The sequence below is a fragment of the Metallosphaera javensis (ex Sakai et al. 2022) genome (genome assembly GCA_021654415.1).
GTDB classification, from domain to species: Archaea; Thermoproteota; Thermoprotei_A; order Sulfolobales; family Sulfolobaceae; genus Metallosphaera; species Metallosphaera javensis.
In genome coordinates this window covers 1,583,306-1,598,905 of sequence record AP024487.1, presented here as the reverse complement: position 1 = coordinate 1,598,905, position 15,600 = coordinate 1,583,306, and the positions used below count along the sequence as shown (strand labels likewise).

At 49.9% G+C, this 15,600-nt stretch carries 13 protein-coding genes and 3 pseudogenes; 9 read left to right on the top strand and 7 right to left on the bottom strand.

Features of this window, described 5'->3' with window-relative positions; translation table 11 throughout:
• The first annotated feature begins 352 nt into the window (after nucleotides 1-352).
• The 7 genes and pseudogenes from QVC96_RS09230 (at nucleotide 353) to QVC96_RS09200 (ending at nucleotide 6,572) form a co-directional block, all read left to right on the top strand.
• A pseudogene (locus QVC96_RS09230) lies at nucleotides 353-1,418 on the top strand (transposase).
• A 672-nt stretch (nucleotides 1,419-2,090) separates the two neighbouring features.
• Nucleotides 2,091-3,395 (top strand): AAA family ATPase, encoded by a 1,305-nt coding sequence (locus tag QVC96_RS09225; RefSeq protein ID WP_238026405.1) that lies wholly within the window; start codon nucleotides 2,091-2,093, stop codon nucleotides 3,393-3,395.
• Complete coding sequence (locus QVC96_RS09220) at nucleotides 3,385-3,858, top strand: hypothetical protein (RefSeq protein ID WP_238026407.1); 474 nt, start codon at nucleotides 3,385-3,387, stop codon at nucleotides 3,856-3,858. The genes QVC96_RS09225 and QVC96_RS09220 overlap by 11 nt, the downstream gene beginning before the upstream one ends.
• Before the next feature lie 430 nt (nucleotides 3,859-4,288).
• The gene (locus tag QVC96_RS09215; RefSeq protein WP_287689022.1) at nucleotides 4,289-4,672 is read left to right on the top strand and encodes a HEPN domain-containing protein; all 384 of its coding nucleotides are present in this window, start codon (nucleotides 4,289-4,291) and stop codon (nucleotides 4,670-4,672) included.
• A complete protein-coding gene (locus QVC96_RS09210) occupies nucleotides 4,665-5,018 on the top strand; it encodes a nucleotidyltransferase domain-containing protein (RefSeq protein WP_287690468.1) in 354 nt (117 codons plus the stop codon). Before QVC96_RS09215 ends, QVC96_RS09210 begins: the two co-directional genes overlap by 8 nt.
• 74 nt (nucleotides 5,019-5,092) lie before the next feature.
• Nucleotides 5,093-5,887, top strand: a complete 795-nt coding sequence (locus QVC96_RS09205) for a hypothetical protein (RefSeq protein ID WP_287689021.1) — start codon at nucleotides 5,093-5,095, stop codon at nucleotides 5,885-5,887.
• Nucleotides 5,888-6,137: 250 nt separating this feature from the next.
• Nucleotides 6,138-6,572, top strand: coding sequence for a single- stranded DNA-binding family protein (locus QVC96_RS09200; RefSeq protein WP_287690466.1), 435 nt, complete (start codon nucleotides 6,138-6,140; stop codon nucleotides 6,570-6,572).
• A gap of 210 nt (nucleotides 6,573-6,782) precedes the next feature.
• On the opposite strand, the gene QVC96_RS09195 is transcribed toward QVC96_RS09200, so the two are convergent.
• The 3 genes from QVC96_RS09195 to QVC96_RS09185 all read right to left on the bottom strand — a co-directional run bounded on the left by QVC96_RS09195 (nucleotide 6,783) and on the right by QVC96_RS09185 (nucleotide 8,437).
• Nucleotides 6,783-6,914 carry a hypothetical protein gene (locus tag QVC96_RS09195; protein ID WP_255776212.1) on the bottom strand — a complete coding sequence of 44 codons (132 nt, stop codon included), beginning with the start codon at nucleotides 6,912-6,914 and terminating at the stop codon, nucleotides 6,783-6,785.
• The gene (locus tag QVC96_RS09190) at nucleotides 6,907-7,155 is read right to left on the bottom strand and encodes a hypothetical protein (protein ID WP_287689020.1); all 249 of its coding nucleotides are present in this window, start codon (nucleotides 7,153-7,155) and stop codon (nucleotides 6,907-6,909) included. Before QVC96_RS09190 ends, QVC96_RS09195 begins: the two co-directional genes overlap by 8 nt.
• A gap of 100 nt (nucleotides 7,156-7,255) precedes the next feature.
• A complete protein-coding gene (locus QVC96_RS09185; RefSeq protein ID WP_287689019.1) occupies nucleotides 7,256-8,437 on the bottom strand; it encodes an MFS transporter in 1,182 nt (393 codons plus the stop codon).
• Nucleotides 8,438-9,124: 687 nt separating this feature from the next.
• On the opposite strand from QVC96_RS09185, the gene QVC96_RS09180 reads away from it, so the two are divergent.
• On the top strand, nucleotides 9,125-10,291 hold the full coding sequence (locus QVC96_RS09180; RefSeq protein ID WP_287689018.1) for an NAD(P)/FAD-dependent oxidoreductase: 1,167 nt from the start codon (nucleotides 9,125-9,127) through the stop codon (nucleotides 10,289-10,291).
• 350 nt (nucleotides 10,292-10,641) lie between these two features.
• On the opposite strand, the gene QVC96_RS09175 is transcribed toward QVC96_RS09180, so the two are convergent.
• Nucleotides 10,642-11,811, bottom strand: a complete 1,170-nt coding sequence (locus QVC96_RS09175) for an AAA family ATPase (protein ID WP_287689017.1) — start codon at nucleotides 11,809-11,811, stop codon at nucleotides 10,642-10,644.
• A gap of 104 nt (nucleotides 11,812-11,915) precedes the next feature.
• Between QVC96_RS09175 and QVC96_RS09170 the strand changes: the two genes are divergently transcribed.
• On the top strand, nucleotides 11,916-12,047 hold the full coding sequence (locus QVC96_RS09170) for a hypothetical protein (RefSeq protein ID WP_287689016.1): 132 nt from the start codon (nucleotides 11,916-11,918) through the stop codon (nucleotides 12,045-12,047).
• 72 nt (nucleotides 12,048-12,119) lie between these two features.
• Here the strand turns inward: QVC96_RS09170 and QVC96_RS09165 are convergent.
• From QVC96_RS09165 to QVC96_RS09155, 3 genes and pseudogenes are all read right to left on the bottom strand, one after another.
• Nucleotides 12,120-12,605: pseudogene (locus tag QVC96_RS09165) on the bottom strand (DUF4143 domain-containing protein); the annotation flags it as partial.
• 306 nt (nucleotides 12,606-12,911) lie between these two features.
• Nucleotides 12,912-13,691 (bottom strand): annotated as a pseudogene (locus QVC96_RS09160) (ATP-binding protein); the annotation flags it as partial.
• Nucleotides 13,692-14,022: 331 nt separating this feature from the next.
• Entirely contained in the window at nucleotides 14,023-15,510 is a 1,488-nt protein-coding gene (locus QVC96_RS09155; RefSeq protein WP_287689014.1) for a serine protease, read from the bottom strand.
• Nucleotides 15,511-15,600 lie beyond the last annotated feature (90 nt).

Below are 15,600 nucleotides of genomic sequence, written 5' to 3'. Positions count from 1 at the left end.
TAAAATTGATCAAAACCACTGGTGGAGATGATGGAAACAGGTGCCATCGCTTCATGGGTGATGGTGCCTCGCGAAGGTTTAGTTACGAGTGATGTGGAGAGCGCCAGGGACCGGGGACCTGGGTAGATACTCACCGGAAAAGCCACCAGGACTTTGAGAGGAGTCCCGGGGACTAGTATCGGGTCCGGGGTTCACCAGTGAACTGAGAATTTAGTTGCCGTCTCGCTACCTGCGGGACCCGTTCCAGTGTATCCCACTACCTGTAGCATTTCCCTGAACTTGACGTCAGTGCCTCGGCCCTTGAAAAGTTTTTTACCTGGGTAATACGCGTTTTGAATAATGAGTTTGAATAATGAGAAGGGGTAAGTGGCTGAGGAAACTGAAGGAGGCATTAAGGTGGAGGAGGGATTACCTGAACGCGCTGAGGGATGCGCTAAGGAAGTTCAGGGCTGACGTTGTGAGGAAGCTGCTCCTTGCCGTGATCGCGGAGAGGGGAAGTCTGGCGGGTAGGGCTGAGGCCGTGGGTTTCGACTACGAGAGCGTGCTGGGCAAGCTTGACGAACTGGCTGACGTTGACCTGCTCCCACCTGTGAAGCTCCTGGTTGGAGACCATCCAGTGCAGGTGGCGGTGGACGATACCTTCGACGAGAAGGCCTACGCCAGGGCCATGCCCGTGTCAGAACATGGCCATGTTCTACTCCAGGGTGAAGGGGACCTTCATCCCCGCCATCCAGCTCCTCGTGGTCACGGTGAGGGACCTGGTCACGGGCGAGGTGTACCTGGTCCACGTAGACGCGTACGTGGCCAGGAAGGTGGCCGAGATGGCCAAGGCCGTGGGACAGGACCTGAATTTCTCCACGAAGGTGGACATGACCCTCCAGGTCCTGGACAGGTTGAGGAGGGAGCTCAACGTACAGGTCATAACCTTCGACTCCTGGTACGTGAACAGGAGGACCCTCCTCTCAGACGTGGTGTCCTCCCTCAAGTCCAGCGCACGGGTCGTCGAGGGTGACAGGTCCGTGCCCGTTGGACTCCTCCCCGAGGGAGAACACCACGTCACGTACCTGGGAGTCCCCTTGAAATTAGTTGTACTGGAGGACTATAAGGGTTACGGCAGGAGATACCTCTTCTCCACCGATCCCTCCATGTCCCCTGAGGAGATACTCACCGCGTGGGAGAACAGGTGGGACGTGGAGGTGGTTATAAGGGAGTTGAAGGCTCTGGGCCTGGAAAAGGGTTCGTTCAGGACGTGGAGGAGGAACCTGGGCTACGTCAAGCTGATCTCGATCACGTTGAACTTCCTCCTGTCCTTGAGGTATCTCCTTGGGGAGAGCCTGGGTGTCGTGAGGCTCTCCCGCCTGCTTAAAACCCTTTACCTTGAGGTGGGTGATACCAAGAAACTGTTCAGCCTGAGGTAAGTTCCGAAAAGTGCTATACCTGGATTATCAAATGGAAGAAGATCATTCATGGCGAAACGTCTGTGAGTGTGAACCCTCCAGCTCAGTTCACGGGTGTGTCGGTATCCCACCACGTTCTCCTCGAAAGATCTGGAAAACTGGTCGCGATGCCCTCACGCATGGGTATCTGTTAAGTGACGTCCTCCGTTCTCTTTCAATTTGAGATCTGGTGAAAGCCGGAGGTCCTTGATTGGGTAACCCTGCACCACCTTCAGCACGTTAAGGTCCAGGGAATTCGGCACGAGCTCATGCCTTGTTAAAAGTTTATCTTACCTGTGGTTTAGAGTTAAACCAGTGGGATGCGGTGGAGGAGGGATCCATGGGTCCAGGTCCGGCACCTGGTTCCATGAACAAACCGTGACCACACCTGCCTGATCAGGAAGTTCCCTATCTTAATGTTATCTATCTTAATGTGTTTTCTGAAAACTAAGCCTTGTCCATAGTGACACCATGGCTCAGCCAAACCTTATCGTGACGTGATCCATCTGTACAGGAATTTAGGTGCGGGTTAATCGGCTATCTGCGGAATATTCATGGAATGACCCGAAGGCAATCCGCTAACGGCCGATCCCGATACCTCACGGGAGTGGGCAGTTATCTAAACTTTTAAGGAAATGGTGGGTTTTGTAGATAATGAGAATAACCATTAACTCCCTTGGCCCCCTTCATGACACCTCCCTGGATTTCAGCTCGCCCATTACTGTCCTGTTTGGCAGGTCCAACTCAGGAAAGTCCTTCGTCCTGAAGGCGATTTACTCTTCCCTCAGCTTTCTGGACAAGAGCAACAACATTGAACTAGCCAGCCTTTCAATCCCCTACTTTAGGGTAGACTCTCCCAAAGAGGTTTATTTGGATATTCCCGTGAACCTAAAACTAGAGGAGTTAATCGGGACATATAGGGCGAGCTTTGTTGGAGATGCAGATTACGAGATTAACATTGGCAAATCGTCCATAAGAGATATAATGGAATCGGCAACGACAATGCTCGTAAGGACCGAGTTTAAACAAGTAAAACGTGTCACACCCGTCATCTGTCCCGATACAGGATACAGCATTGAGATGAGAATGGTGAAGGGGGTACTGAATATAGTAGCCAAGAACTATGATAGAGTGAATGATGAGGAGGCATGTATGGGAGCGTTGAGCCGTGAGGTAAGACAAGGAATAATTTTCTATCTGAGCCGGGAGGTTATCGGAAGGATATTTAACTCCCTGGGAGTAGGGCTAGGTTTACCTAGTGTGAGGTTCATAAGCTATGGCAGGTTCCTTAAGCTATTGGGGGGTACTGGCACATTAAGAACACCTTGGACAGGACCTCGGTATTTTAGAAGCTCGTCTTACTGGATCTCTAGAAATCTAAACACACTAGATTCAGTTAATGAGGAAATTGCGAAACTATTCGGGCTGAACCTCGAGGTAAGAGATAGAAGACTCTTCGTGAATGGGCATTACATCATGCATTCTTCCGCAAGCCTGGTTGAGATGTCGTCCATTTACCTTTCCCTGGCTGACAGTAGTGGGGGACTGGTGCTCATTGAGGAACCAGAATCACAGCTGGACATATATAACCAAGTACGAATGGCCCTGATCCTTTACAACCTTTCACAGAGGTTCAGGTTAATCATTACTACGCATAGCGAGGTCATACTACTGACGCTGGCCATGCTTTCACAATATCATTCCTGCCTCAAGGATATCCACGAATTTAGCGAGGAGTTCGATATAGGGATACCACTGGGGGAACCTACGAAGGTGAACTTCTATTTTGTAAAGGATGGGAAGTTACACCATAAGACGTCAGAGGAGATCCTTGAGAACGACGAGATTTTTCTGGATGTTAACAGGAGGTTACTGAAGGTTAACTCGGCCCTGTATGAGAAATGGTCCAGGGAGTGCCAAGAAAAAGAGGGTAAAGAAGGTAGAGAAAATGACCACTGATGTTTCTATAAAGGATGGTGAGTGTGAACTGGTGACAGACTGCATACTTTATCTCTCTTTCGAGAATGCCAGGGTGGTAAGAAGCGGAGAACATCCAGAGGGAGTTTGTGTTAGGAACGGAGAAGTAATCTACATCGAGATGAAGTATATGAGCTCGAACCCCACAGATGATCTTTTGGATAATATAAGAGAGAAGATGAGTAAGGTGGATATACACAGGGGAAAATCAGATGAGGGGTACCTTAATAACAATTACATCCAGTGTTCAAAGTTCTTAATTGAACAGATAAGAGGAGGCAGAGTCAGCTTTTTCCTAGTGGTTCCAGCTATGTTCATCTCTACGTTCTATGCCACAATAAAGGGATTCAGGTTTCTGAAGGGAAGATTTGATGAATTTTGTATTGTAGCTTGCGGTTCCAGTATTAATAAGATTGATAAAAATTGGAACTGTATAAATTTTTGATATCGGGATGGGTTTGGGCAAGCCTGTCATGATGGTTGTCCTCATCCCTCATCTCTTCACAGCCTCTCCGCTCTCTGCGTAATTCGTTCATTGTTATCCTGATCCCATAAACTTCCTGAATTCGGTTTTGGGGTGGTTCTCATCATTTATCATGCTCTTTTCATGTTCCATAATCCGCACGGACGAACTCACGCCTTCCTATCCCTTCAGCATTAACGCTTAAACACTTGAACGAGAACTTTTTTGGGAGTATCTCTTTCATCGTAAGATGCCCTAGGTATGGAAAGGCTTCTGATGAATGGAGGTAGGCACATTCTCTATCGGGGTTTCCTGAAAGGATTGTCATCAAGGAAAGAATAGATCATGACCTGTAGATTATTAGTGGCCAACGATACAAGGTATTTAATACTCCCCGCACAGACTTTATTGTATGCCCAGCAGAGCCAGGGACTGGTTAAGGCAGGCCGAGAGAAACCTCAGGTCAGCTAAGGTCAACTACCAGAACGGACTTTACGAGGAGACGTGTTACGAGTCCCAGCAGACTGCTGAGAAGGCGGTGAAGGCCCTACTGAACCACTTGCACAGGGAGGAGAAGGGAAGCGCCATAACCCTGCTTCTTCAGCAGGTGACCGTGGAGATTCTCGGGGTGATGGAGTGCGCCCAGGAACTGGATAAGCACTATATTCCCTCCCGTTACCCCGACGCGTATGCCGAGGGTGCTCCCCTGGATTTCTACAACAGGGCCAACGGAGAGCGGTGTATGGAGTGTGCAAGGATGGTACTAGACTGGGTGAGGAGCCACGTGGATATGTGAGCTGATTCAGGACCTGGAACCAAGGCTGGTGATACTCTTTGGATCCTACGCCAGGGGAGACTACACCAACAACAGCGACATAGACGTGCTGGTGGTGTCGGATAGGCTTCCCGAGGACCCCAGGGAGGCCTTCGCGCTGGCGTACAGGTACCCGAGGGTTATACCCACAGCCTACAACAGCGAGGTGTTCCTGAGGAAGTTGAGGGAAGGGAGCACCTTCCTGCTTGAGGTCATTGAGGACGGTAAGGTGCTGTGCGGTGATGAGGAGTTCATCTCGTTAACAATGGAGATTTTCAGGGAAGTGAGGAGGAGGTATAGGAGGGAGGGAAAAGTCTGGATGTGGTGAGGCCGGGGAACTCGTCTGCTACAGTAAGGATTATTACGGTGAACAGTCTCCTCTTTATTAGTGAGTGACTTAACATGGAAGACCTCTTGAACAACCAGGAGTTCATTGAGAAGGTAGCGAGGGCTGTTCTGGAAAGGATCAAGAATGAAGTGGTCATATCATCTCTGGAAGAGGTTAAGGATGAGGTCGGGGAGCTGAAGGGAGACATGAATGGGTTGAAGAAGGAGGTCGGGGAGCTGAAGGGAGACATGAATGGGTTGAAGAAGGAGGTCGGGGAGCTGAAGGGAGACATGAATGGGTTGAAGAAGGAGGTCGGGGAGCTGAAGGAGGAGCTTAAAGTCGTCAAGGAGAATGGGAGGAGACAGGGTGAGAAGCTGGACAGGCTGGAGACCCTGGTCACAGAACATGGAGCCAAGCTGGACCGGTTGGAAAGGGAAATGAGAAACATGAGGTGGGAACTCAAGGCATACACCTCAAGAGGAGGAGTTCACATGGAGAGGGCCATGTTAAATCTCTACAGGGAGGCATTGCTACTTCACGGGATAAATCCCTCAGGGGTAAAGCACGGCGAGATAGAGGACGAGAAGGGGTTGATAGTGAAGGGGCGAAAATTCGAGATTGACTTCTACGAGGAGGGAGAGAGGATCTACATCTTCGAGATAAAGACAAACTGTTCCAAGGACGATCTGGATCAGCTGATCGTGAGAAGGAAGCTAGTGGAGAACAGCTCCAGTCTGGGAGGGAAGGAGATCATACCCTACCTGGTGTGTAACGTGATCTCGAGGAGACTGATGAGGATGGCCGAGGAGGACGGGATCAGGGTTATAGCCGGAACCCTCACCGGAAGGGAGACCAGGAGGTCAGGATAGGGGATCTGGTCTCCTTGAACCCCGGGGAGCGCCATCCCTAGTATGAATCCACGGCTGAGGAGAGCTGACCCGGTACCCGGTCGTACAGGGACGGGAAAACCTTATAATTAATCATTCGATAATTTAGTATATGTCAGTAGAGGAGATTAATCGGGATATGGAGAGGGCCCAGGAGTACGAGGAGACCACCTCGAGGGTCTCACCCCTGGGGGAGAACAGGTTTGAACTATCCACGGAGATTAATCGGGATATGGAGAGGGCCCAGGAGTACGAGGAGACCACCTCGAGGGTCTCACCCCTGGGGGAGAACAGGTTTGAACTATCCACGGGCATCATAATCGCAGCCAGGTTCGCCGACAAGCTGAGGAGGGTGGCCCTAGTTTCCCTGAACAGGATAGTTCCAAGGGACGTGATAATAAGGGACGTGTCGGAGTTGAACAAGGAGCTATTCAACAGGTTAACGGAGATGAAGATTGGGAAGCTGGACCTGGTTAAGATTGTGGTTGAGGTCAGGTTCAACAGGGATGAGAAGAAGCTTTACTTCGAGAACGTGAAGATAACCAGATATTACACGGAGGAACAGTGCAGGGCCATGAACTCTGCCATCAGTCAGGAATACGAGAAGATGAAGAAGGAACTCAGTCAGATTAAGGCCACCCTTGAACAGTTAACCAAGTCAATCTGATTTTTACCATGAACCATCACGGGAAAGTGGAGCCTTTTCCGCCTGAAACGATGAAGGGAGAAAAACCTGTTCCTCAAGAAGGAATGTCGTAGACGTAGTCGTGGGCCTCCAGCTCTCGGCATTCTCCCCTTTACGGCCTTCTTCAACATCACCCTTAAGGACCTTTCCCCGTCCATGAACAGCGGTTCATGATCCATGTAGTAGACTGTCTCAAGTATTCCCTCTCCTCCTTCCCTTGTCAGCTGTGATGAATAGCACCCTACCGCTGTTTTGCAGGTTTGGACACAGCATCTGCCTCCTCAGGACGTCCATGATCACGGGTGCCTTCGATCTGTCAAACATGGGTTGCATACTCTCCAGTTCCCTGTACACCACCTCCTGATTTCCCACCAGGGCCGAGATCTGTGAGGAGGACTCCCTCAGGGATATCTCCCTCCTGTAACTTGGGTACGCTCGCCCTGGACATTATCTCCCCTATCTTCTCCACGAACTGAACTCTCCCGCAACTTTCTCGCCCTTCATCACTCCTGGACCAGTTGGTCCACGCTGACACCGGTCCCACTGGACACGGGCAACCATCCACAGGGCCGTGAGCCTGTAGTGCCCCTCAAAGAAGGCCCTAGTCCACCTGCTGTGACCCTGCGTTCTCCAGAGAGAATCGATGATAATTGACTGATGACAAATTATGGGGTTTTGGCCACCTTCTCCACCTTGGTGACCTCGTCTACCACCCTCACATACCTGTTCAGGAGGAGCAGTAGCACTACTACGATGGGTATCAGGGCTCCGAAAAGCGTCCTCAATCCCACCACGTCGGCCACCAGCCCCGCAACTGAAGGGGTCACAACTCCTATCACCATCATGGTTGCGAAGAACTGACTGTTGGCCGGGTTCCTCTCCTCAGGTTTGAAGGTTCTGCTTATGGAGATGATGGAGAGAGGGTAAGTTAGACCGTGGGGGAAACCCAGGATCAGGAGGGCCAGGGTGAACAGGAGAACATTCCCCGACAGAACCAGGAGGAGGAGGCCAAGTCCAGTCATGGAGATGGCCAGCACAGCGTGAGCCCTGACCGAATCAGGTGGCCTGATCGAGAGGTAAATCCTGGCAAGGAAGGAGGTTGCAAAGAACAGGGAGAAGAGTCCCTCAACCTCGGCGTAACTCACGTGAAGTTGCTGGACAGCGTAAATACCTCCGAAGGAGAGAATCACGGAAAAGGGAACGTTATACGCTAGTATGTTTATTACCGCAGTGATGAAACCTGGATTCCTGACCACGTTTACCCTGGCGCTGGTGTTCCTCTCCTCGGGAAACCTGATGAACAGGGAGAGCACTCCCGCCACGATACCCAGGGGAGCAAAGAACAGGAAGGTGAAGGGAACAGGGTAAAAGCGAAGGACAGCGCTCTCAAGGGCTGGACCTGCGACCAGGCTCGCGCTAAGGGCCAGGGTATAGATGGAGAGCAACCTTTCCCTGGCCCTCCTGTCCTCAAGGAGACCCGCTGAGTTAATGATGTTGGGCATAATGGACCCCAGGGAGAGCCCCGCCAGGAGGGACACAATCCAGATCGTGGTGGAGTTAACCAGATAGAAGGATGGAAGGATCACCGCATATGCCACGGAGGAAATGACGAATACCTTCCTCCTCACATGGCTTCTCAGCCTTGCGTTCACTATTCCGCTGGTCACGAAGGTTCCAAGCGACATGAGTCCAGACAGGAAGCCCACCTGCGTCTGGGTGAAGTGAAAGTAGAACTTGGAGAGTAGCGGGATGGTGGTGCCTATCATGTTGTTCGAGGCCCTCACCGCGAAGGTCATGGAAACTATGATCAGCAAAACCTGTATGAACTCCAGGTTTCTCCTGTTCATGAGGATATGGATATCAATGTTACCTATTTAAGGGTTACGCGATCCGGTGAAGCTCAGCTCGTCGTAGGGTTAGCTCACCCCGTGAATGGGTAAGTTAAGCCCCTGAAACTGAATGGGGCGATGACCCTATCTCGTGGTGTCGTCTTGTTTTAAGGTTCAAGGAGTTGAATGCGAGGCCACGAGGCCATAAAACAAACAGGTTATATGCGAAATTGACGTGACTTACCTTACTCCTTAAAAATTTTACAACTTGATAGTGCCTAGTTTGAGTTTTATCCATCATTGACGTGTAAAGGAACGGTTTATAGTTAATGATTTTTATTCCAATACGTGAAATAATAGACAAAATAGAGGCTACGTTAGTCTCTATCATGTTCTAAAACAAATTTGTGCAGGTTTGACCACACCACGCTAATGTGGATTTTCTGAAAACTGAGCCCAATCCATCGTGACACCACGGCCCAGCTAGCCTTATCCTGTCGTGATTCACTCAAATACTCCACACCAACACACGCCGGATTTTATCAATTCTTTTCAATATTCCTAAAACTGGTTAAGGAAGTTTCTGTTCTAAACATTCCTACTCTTGTTATGAAATTTTCAGATAATCTAGTTTAGTGGAATAAAAGTTTTTCTGATTTGTCTGATTAAAAGTAGCTCTAAATAGCGTTAATGATAGTGTATCATATGACCAAGAAGATAGTGGTTATTGGTGGAGGAATAGGTGGAATGGGAGTTGCCACCACCCTTGCTGGAAAGTTAAACGCTGAGATCACCGTGGTGAACAAGGAGGACTACTACCTTGCAGGGCCGTCGAGGCCACTGATCCTGACGGGGGAGCAGACATATGACAGGGCGATAAGGGGTTACGAGAAGGCTGGAGAGAAGGGGATAAGGGTGGTTGTGGGCAACGTGACCAGGGTGGATCCGGAGAACAGGAAGGTGTACCTGGCCGAGTCAAGCTTCGGTGCAGTGAGGGAGATGAATTACGACTACCTGGTTCTGGCCACGGGAATAGTTTTTGACGGCTCGTCAATCACGGGAATGGACAGATTCTGGTGGAAGAACACCACCGTGTACGATCCAGGGAGGGTGAACGTGCTCAAGGAGAAGCTGTGGACACAGAACGAGGGAACGGTGGTGGTCTATGCCCCCAAGGCACCCTACAGGTGTGCCCCAGCGCCCACGGAGACTGCCCTGCTTGCACACACGGTGCTGAGCCACAGGGGAGTGAGGGGGAAGTTCAGGATAGTTCACATTGACGCTAATGACAAGACCCAGCCACCCTTCATTGCCGACGTGGTGAAGCAGGTCTACGAGAAGGCTGGAATTGAGCTGGTAACCGGCCAGGAGATAACGGAGGTGAACGGGAACCAGGTTGTGACCAGGTCTGGAGAGAGGTACAACTACACAATCCTTGCCCTCCTGGAACCCAACAGGGCTCCCAGGTTTGTGGAGGAGGCTGGGCTGGGCTCTCCCTTCGTTGATGTCAGGTCTCCCCAGGACCTGAGACATCCCAAGTACGACGATGTCCTGGCCGTGGGTGACGTGGCGAAGTTGCCTTTCCCCAAGAACCAAGAGATAGCCTTTGAGAGCTCCCTCTTTGCCTCCAACAAGATAATGGAGATGGAGGGAGTATCGGAGAGGGTTCCGGTCCAGTACGCCTTTGTGGGATGGGCTTACATGGGTAACCTGGAGGGCAAGCTCGAGACCATGAGCCTGCAGTTCCAGCTGGACCTCACTACGCAACCTCCGAAGCCGGGGAAGGACCCGCAACTCAATAGGGAGTACACGATACAGAAGGATAAATGGGAACAGGCCTACCTGGAGAGGCTGTTCGGATACAGGGTATGAGTTTTTGGTTGAACCTATGGATTACCTGTGCCCTCTCACGGTGGGTTCATTTTTTGGTCGGGAAATACGGGAGTAATCTTCTACTCATCGGTAGTGGTTTTGATTGATTTTCGTCACACGGCATTGGTGTGTGGAGTTTTTGAATTCACGTCAGGATAAGGTTTAGCTGAGCCATGGTGTCCTATGGATAGGGCTTAGTTTTCAGAAAATCCACACTACACGGCATGAGCATCATTCAAGAACACTGGATAAAAATCGCATAGTTGGCGTGGGACCCAGGCCCATAGGTCCACGGGGTTCTACGTTATCTGGGCAGATGTATGAAGCGACAGCATCTCCCATCAGAAGGCTCACTCTCTTCCCTGAAGTATCTCCTTTGCAGCCATCACTGTTCCCCTCATCCCAGGTTCATCAGGTTGCAGTTTATATCTATCCCCGTCCTTCATCACGAACTCGAGGTCAACCAGCCTCTTCAACATTTCATATACCCTGGGCTCTGGAATCTCCTCACCCAGGATGGAACTGGCAACCTTCACTATTTCGTTTAGAGTGGCGCTCCTAACCCTATCGAGTGCCAGAATTATGGCTGAGTACCTGAAGGGTGACTGGCTCGCCTCAAGGAAATTCAAAACCTCGCTCTTGACCTCCTCCGTTGCCCTATCCACTATTTTCTCAAGGTTGGGCTTCAAACCGTGTTTTACTCCAAAGGAGTATTCCGAGCCGAAAAGGGTGAGCCATCCTGGTATCCCATCCAGAAGGTCCACCACCCCCTCAATTACGTCCCTTTCCACCTTGACTCCTTCCTCCCTGAATCCCCTCTCAAGGAAATCGACGCTCTGATCCCTCGTGAATCTTCCCAGGGGTACAGTACGAATGTATCTACCGAAGAATGGCTCCGAGTACTCCATGTTCCTCAGGACCCTCTCCACAAGTCTGGACTGACTGCCGGTGAACACGATTACCGTGTTTTCGCAGTTGTCATAAACGTGGTGAAATATGGAGGAAAAGTTCACCCCCATAACCTTGGAAAGCTCCTGCGATTCGTCCAGCACCACCACGAGTTTCTTTCCGTTATCCCTAGCAAGGGAGTTCATCTCTGAGAGCAAGTAGGATATGTCCTGTCCCCTCAACCTCTTGAGCCTCGCCTTCAACTTCAGGCTGTTAAGGTCAAGCTCTCCCTGCCCTTCCACTCCAAGAATGTTAGAGACAATCCTGATCGCCTTCCCCAGTGCCGTGTAATTCCTGATAGAAGTGTTAACGCTTTCCAGAAAGAGCCTTATGAAATCTTCCTTGGGGTACTGCTTTTTCCTGGGGTCGTACAACCTCATGAGGTTTACCTGAATAACGGCGTTGTTTGTCTCCTTCACTGCCACGTTTACAAGGCTGGTCTTTCCCACCCTCTTGGGGCCAATTACTGAGACCCACTCCCTTCTTTCAATGCTCTCCTTTATCATGTCAATTTCCCTTTCCCTGTCGTAAAGGTCCCTCCTATCCTCCTTGGGTCTTGTGCTGAACAGCAATTATACGGCACCGTAATGATTACGGCACCGTATAATTAAAATTTTAGGTTTGAGGACCATCATGATCTCTCAAGGCCCAACCGACTCGGACTGAGCCATCTGGTATGGGCACCTTGAAATCGAGAAAGTATGGAACCATGAGAGCGCCAAGACATACCAAGAACAGAACTGAGTTGGTCGTGTGGATAGTCACATTCAATCCCACGTTAAGGTCAGGGAACGTGAAATCGTTCTGAAGGCGAAACCAATCAGGAAAGAACTCTAACCGGGTGCTCTTATCCCGTCAGTGAAGGGATGGAGGCCTCAAGCTAACCCAGATCGTAAAACACCCTCTCCGAGGAGACTAGGTAGAGGAACAGAGACACCGGGATCCTCCTCTGATTCTGGTCATACTCGTCCATGGTGAGAACATATCCAGGCATCCTGGACCTGGCCCTCACCCTACTGCTCCACTTCACCTCCACTCCGATCCCCTTAACCACGAAATCCACTTCCCTCCCATCCTTGAAAAAGGTGAAGAGATTTTCACCGTATTCCCTGGCGAGATGTTCCCCGACCACTCCCTCTATCAACAGCGGAATCTCCTCTGTCTCAACGTCCTTTCCCAGGGAATATCTCTTCATCACCCTGAAAAGGAATGGATCCACGAAGTAGACTTTCTTCAGCGATCTGTAGTTCACTTTCCCGTTCTCCCACTTCCTGAAGGTTCTCGTGAGGAAGAGCCTCTCCGTTAACTCCAGGTACTCGGACACGGTGGTGTGCGAGACCGAGATATCCCTGGCTATCCCGTTATCTCTTTGGGGGGCGGAAGACCCCATCCGTGAGGGATGGATAGCTCCGAAGAAAGGTTTTAAATGATAACATGCGTAAATATGTCGTGGCCTGCCGAACCCCATCGTGCGGTAATAGCCGTGGGATGGCCACCTAGGGATGGAACAGCCCGAAGTCAAGCTTGCGGAGATCAATGCCTCCGTAACCCTCCTGCCACACGGGGCGTCAAGGATGGGTTCCATTCGACGGAACCTCCGCTGTGGGTGAGAGGGGATCGAGCATGGTCAATGAACCAAGAAGCCTCATCCGTGAGGGTGGGGCAGTTCACCTGATATCCTGCTTCCGTAACTCTCCACTATCCTGGAGATGATCTGCTTGAATATGGTTTCACTCCTTCCCGTCTTGGCTATTTCGCTGAGGAAGGTGTCCCTGTAGGTCTCGTAATGGGGACCGGGTCCCAGGTTTGTGGCGAAGAAACCTCCCCTCTCCAGGTAGTCCAGGAGAGCCTTGTTCAGGGATGAGAGGTATGGGAGAAGCTTCCTGGCCTCTCCCAGCATTCCCTCCAGATCGTTCACGGGAACCGTGGGGGCCTCCAGCTTCCTGGAGAAAAGGTTGAAGTACATCCTGAAGTTGAGGGGGTAATATACGGTCTTACGGAGGGGTCTTCCAGGGAGGGTCTCCCTGCTAAGGCTTATGGAAGATGATCCCGACACGTAGACCAGCGAGTTTCTCAGGTAACCTGCATTGAAGAGGTGGAGGAGGGCAATGTTCCATTCCCTCACCGATGTGATTTCATCCAGGAAAATGAAGCTTTCCTCCCCATTTACTAGAGTCCTGTACTCGTGAATCAGCTGAACCAGATCCTCCCTCCTTGAGAGCGAATCGCATGAAAAGTAGAACACCTTTCTCGGTTCTACCTCCTGGAGGAGAGTCCTTATGGTGGTCTTCAGGTAAGTGGTCTTGCCCACCTGCCTGGGGCCAAGGAGGAGAAGGTTCTCCCTGAGCACTGGAAGGGAGTACCTGGCCCTCCTCACGTGTTCGTCATTCTCTATGCTGGAGGGATCGGTCCACCACGGATTCTGAAAGCTCATCTGGGAAACAAGAGACATGATAGTTAGGTGGCAAGTTTGCCTATAAAGTTGAGTGATTGATGGCAAGTTTACCGGAAAAGTTGATAGTTAGGTGGCAAGTTAATCATGAATTGATGGATCGTTCTCTAGTGAGATGTCAAAAGGTGAAAGAGACTTAACCTACATGATCGCATTTAGGATATATATCCTTGGATCGCACGTCTTGAATACTAACTGTGATGTTTTACCGTTAAGTGTGTAATGCGGTAATACAGAATCGACTCTCTAGGTCCTAGAATACACCAGTTGGGACATCATGTTTAACATTTCCTGATGTCTCTGATTAAGAAAAAAATTCTAGCTCTGCAATCTATAATATCCAAGTAAGCTGTTCGGTATTCATCACGAACCTGGAGAAGGGCATCGAATAGTAGAGCAGATTCAGGTTATGCGTTTGATCTCCATAACTCATGAACATGTAACCCACGATGGAAGGTCCGTCGTAGTAAGCAGCTGCATTCTCCAAAATCTTGGTCTCATTGTTCATGTAAGAGTAAATGGAATTCAGCACTATTTGTTGATCCGTGGCATTTAATTGATGTAGATAATAATCCCTGAACTCTATGGACATGTTTCCATAATAGTTCGCGAAAAATCCAAAGTCGTAGATTACGTTTGGATCCCTATAAACCTGTGTGATTAAGGTAACGTTACCATAATTTCCGTTGGTAACACTATCCAGATATTCAGCTGCGTATAGATCCGTTAGGTATGCGTTGTACAGACCCTGATAGAATCCCGCAGGTGTTATGGTGGGACCTGCATTGACTGAGAGACTCAGGGCTGCCCAGGCGTTGGCCAGAATCTTGTCAGATACATTCCCTTGACTTAGATAGGAGGCCTCCGACGCCAACTCAATCTTCCACAGATTACTCAGATCACTTGCATTGGCTATAGCTGCATCCACTTCCGTTGAAAGGTTAAACGTGGGTTGGTAAAGTATCTGGATTGCGGTCACCGCCGGGTTGGGAAGGAAGTAAAAGGCTGTGTAATTTCTGTCCCTGTATAAGGTAAGTGCCTTGGACCAGTACATACTGGCCAGCTGTTTCGCTGTGGAGTTGGTACTATCATTGTATAATTTGGAGTAAATAGTTGAGAGATAACTGAACCCTACACTGTAGTTAACCGGAAAATCAATGTAGCCTTGAGGAGATGGTAACTTAGTATTAGTAACGATTTGATATATCTGGGGTATGGAAGACACGGTGTATAGCACCTCACCGTGTTGCTTCGCAAACTGAAGGGCCATCTGATAGTTGTTTCCCTCAGCGAGGGCCATCATCTGCGGCACTACAAGGTAATATATCCCTCCTTGATATAGCTGAACTATCCTCTGATATACCACTCCGGTGGAGTACATGTAGCCCTCAAGCCCAACATCTCCCAGGAAATAGAGGGACTTGTTGAGGGCGGATTGCTGATTGAGCATAGAGGCTAAATACATCACGGTGGCGGAGTCCGTTTTCACCGCGCCGCCCACGTTTATTTGATAGGGTGCATTGATATACAAATAGTAATTATACACGGTTAAAGGCTCATAAGCCAGCATGGAGGCAACGTCAGCTGAACCCTTTGCCCCCGCCAGATATCCATTTCCCGAGGCATATGGGTCCCCAATCATAACTATGCCCTGACCTGATGTGACATAGGCGTATTGAGCAGCTATGGTGTGTGCAGGGAAAACCGGGTTAATCAGGTAATCCTCTTCGTTCCCGAGGTTCGCTGGATCCGATAACGGAGAGGGAGAGATTACTGTGTTAGTAACAGTTACCTTACCGGCCTCTATGCTTCCAGCCATGTAACCCGCTATACCAGAAAAAATAAATAAAGTTATAAGTATAATAACTAAAATTATTCTTTTCATTTAAAATGAGACGACAGTCTTAAT

Bases quoted from the DNA above. Each gene is read 5' to 3' on its own strand.
- QVC96_RS09225 (WP_238026405.1), top strand. From the start codon at position 2,091: ATGAGAATAACCATTAACTCCCTTGGCCCCCTTCATGACACCTCCCTG.
- QVC96_RS09220 (WP_238026407.1), top strand. From the start codon at position 3,385: ATGACCACTGATGTTTCTATAAAGGATGGTGAGTGTGAACTGGTGACA.
- QVC96_RS09215 (WP_287689022.1), top strand. From the start codon at position 4,289: ATGCCCAGCAGAGCCAGGGACTGGTTAAGGCAGGCCGAGAGAAACCTC.
- QVC96_RS09205 (WP_287689021.1), top strand. From the start codon at position 5,093: ATGGAAGACCTCTTGAACAACCAGGAGTTCATTGAGAAGGTAGCGAGG.
- QVC96_RS09200 (WP_287690466.1), top strand. From the start codon at position 6,138: ATGGAGAGGGCCCAGGAGTACGAGGAGACCACCTCGAGGGTCTCACCC.
- QVC96_RS09195 (WP_255776212.1), bottom strand. From the start codon at position 6,914: ATGTTTGACAGATCGAAGGCACCCGTGATCATGGACGTCCTGAGGAGG.
- QVC96_RS09185 (WP_287689019.1), bottom strand. From the start codon at position 8,437: ATGAACAGGAGAAACCTGGAGTTCATACAGGTTTTGCTGATCATAGTT.
- QVC96_RS09180 (WP_287689018.1), top strand. From the start codon at position 9,125: ATGACCAAGAAGATAGTGGTTATTGGTGGAGGAATAGGTGGAATGGGA.
- QVC96_RS09170 (WP_287689016.1), top strand. From the start codon at position 11,916: ATGGGCACCTTGAAATCGAGAAAGTATGGAACCATGAGAGCGCCAAGA.
- QVC96_RS09155 (WP_287689014.1), bottom strand. From the start codon at position 15,510: ATGGCTGGAAGCATAGAGGCCGGTAAGGTAACTGTTACTAACACAGTA.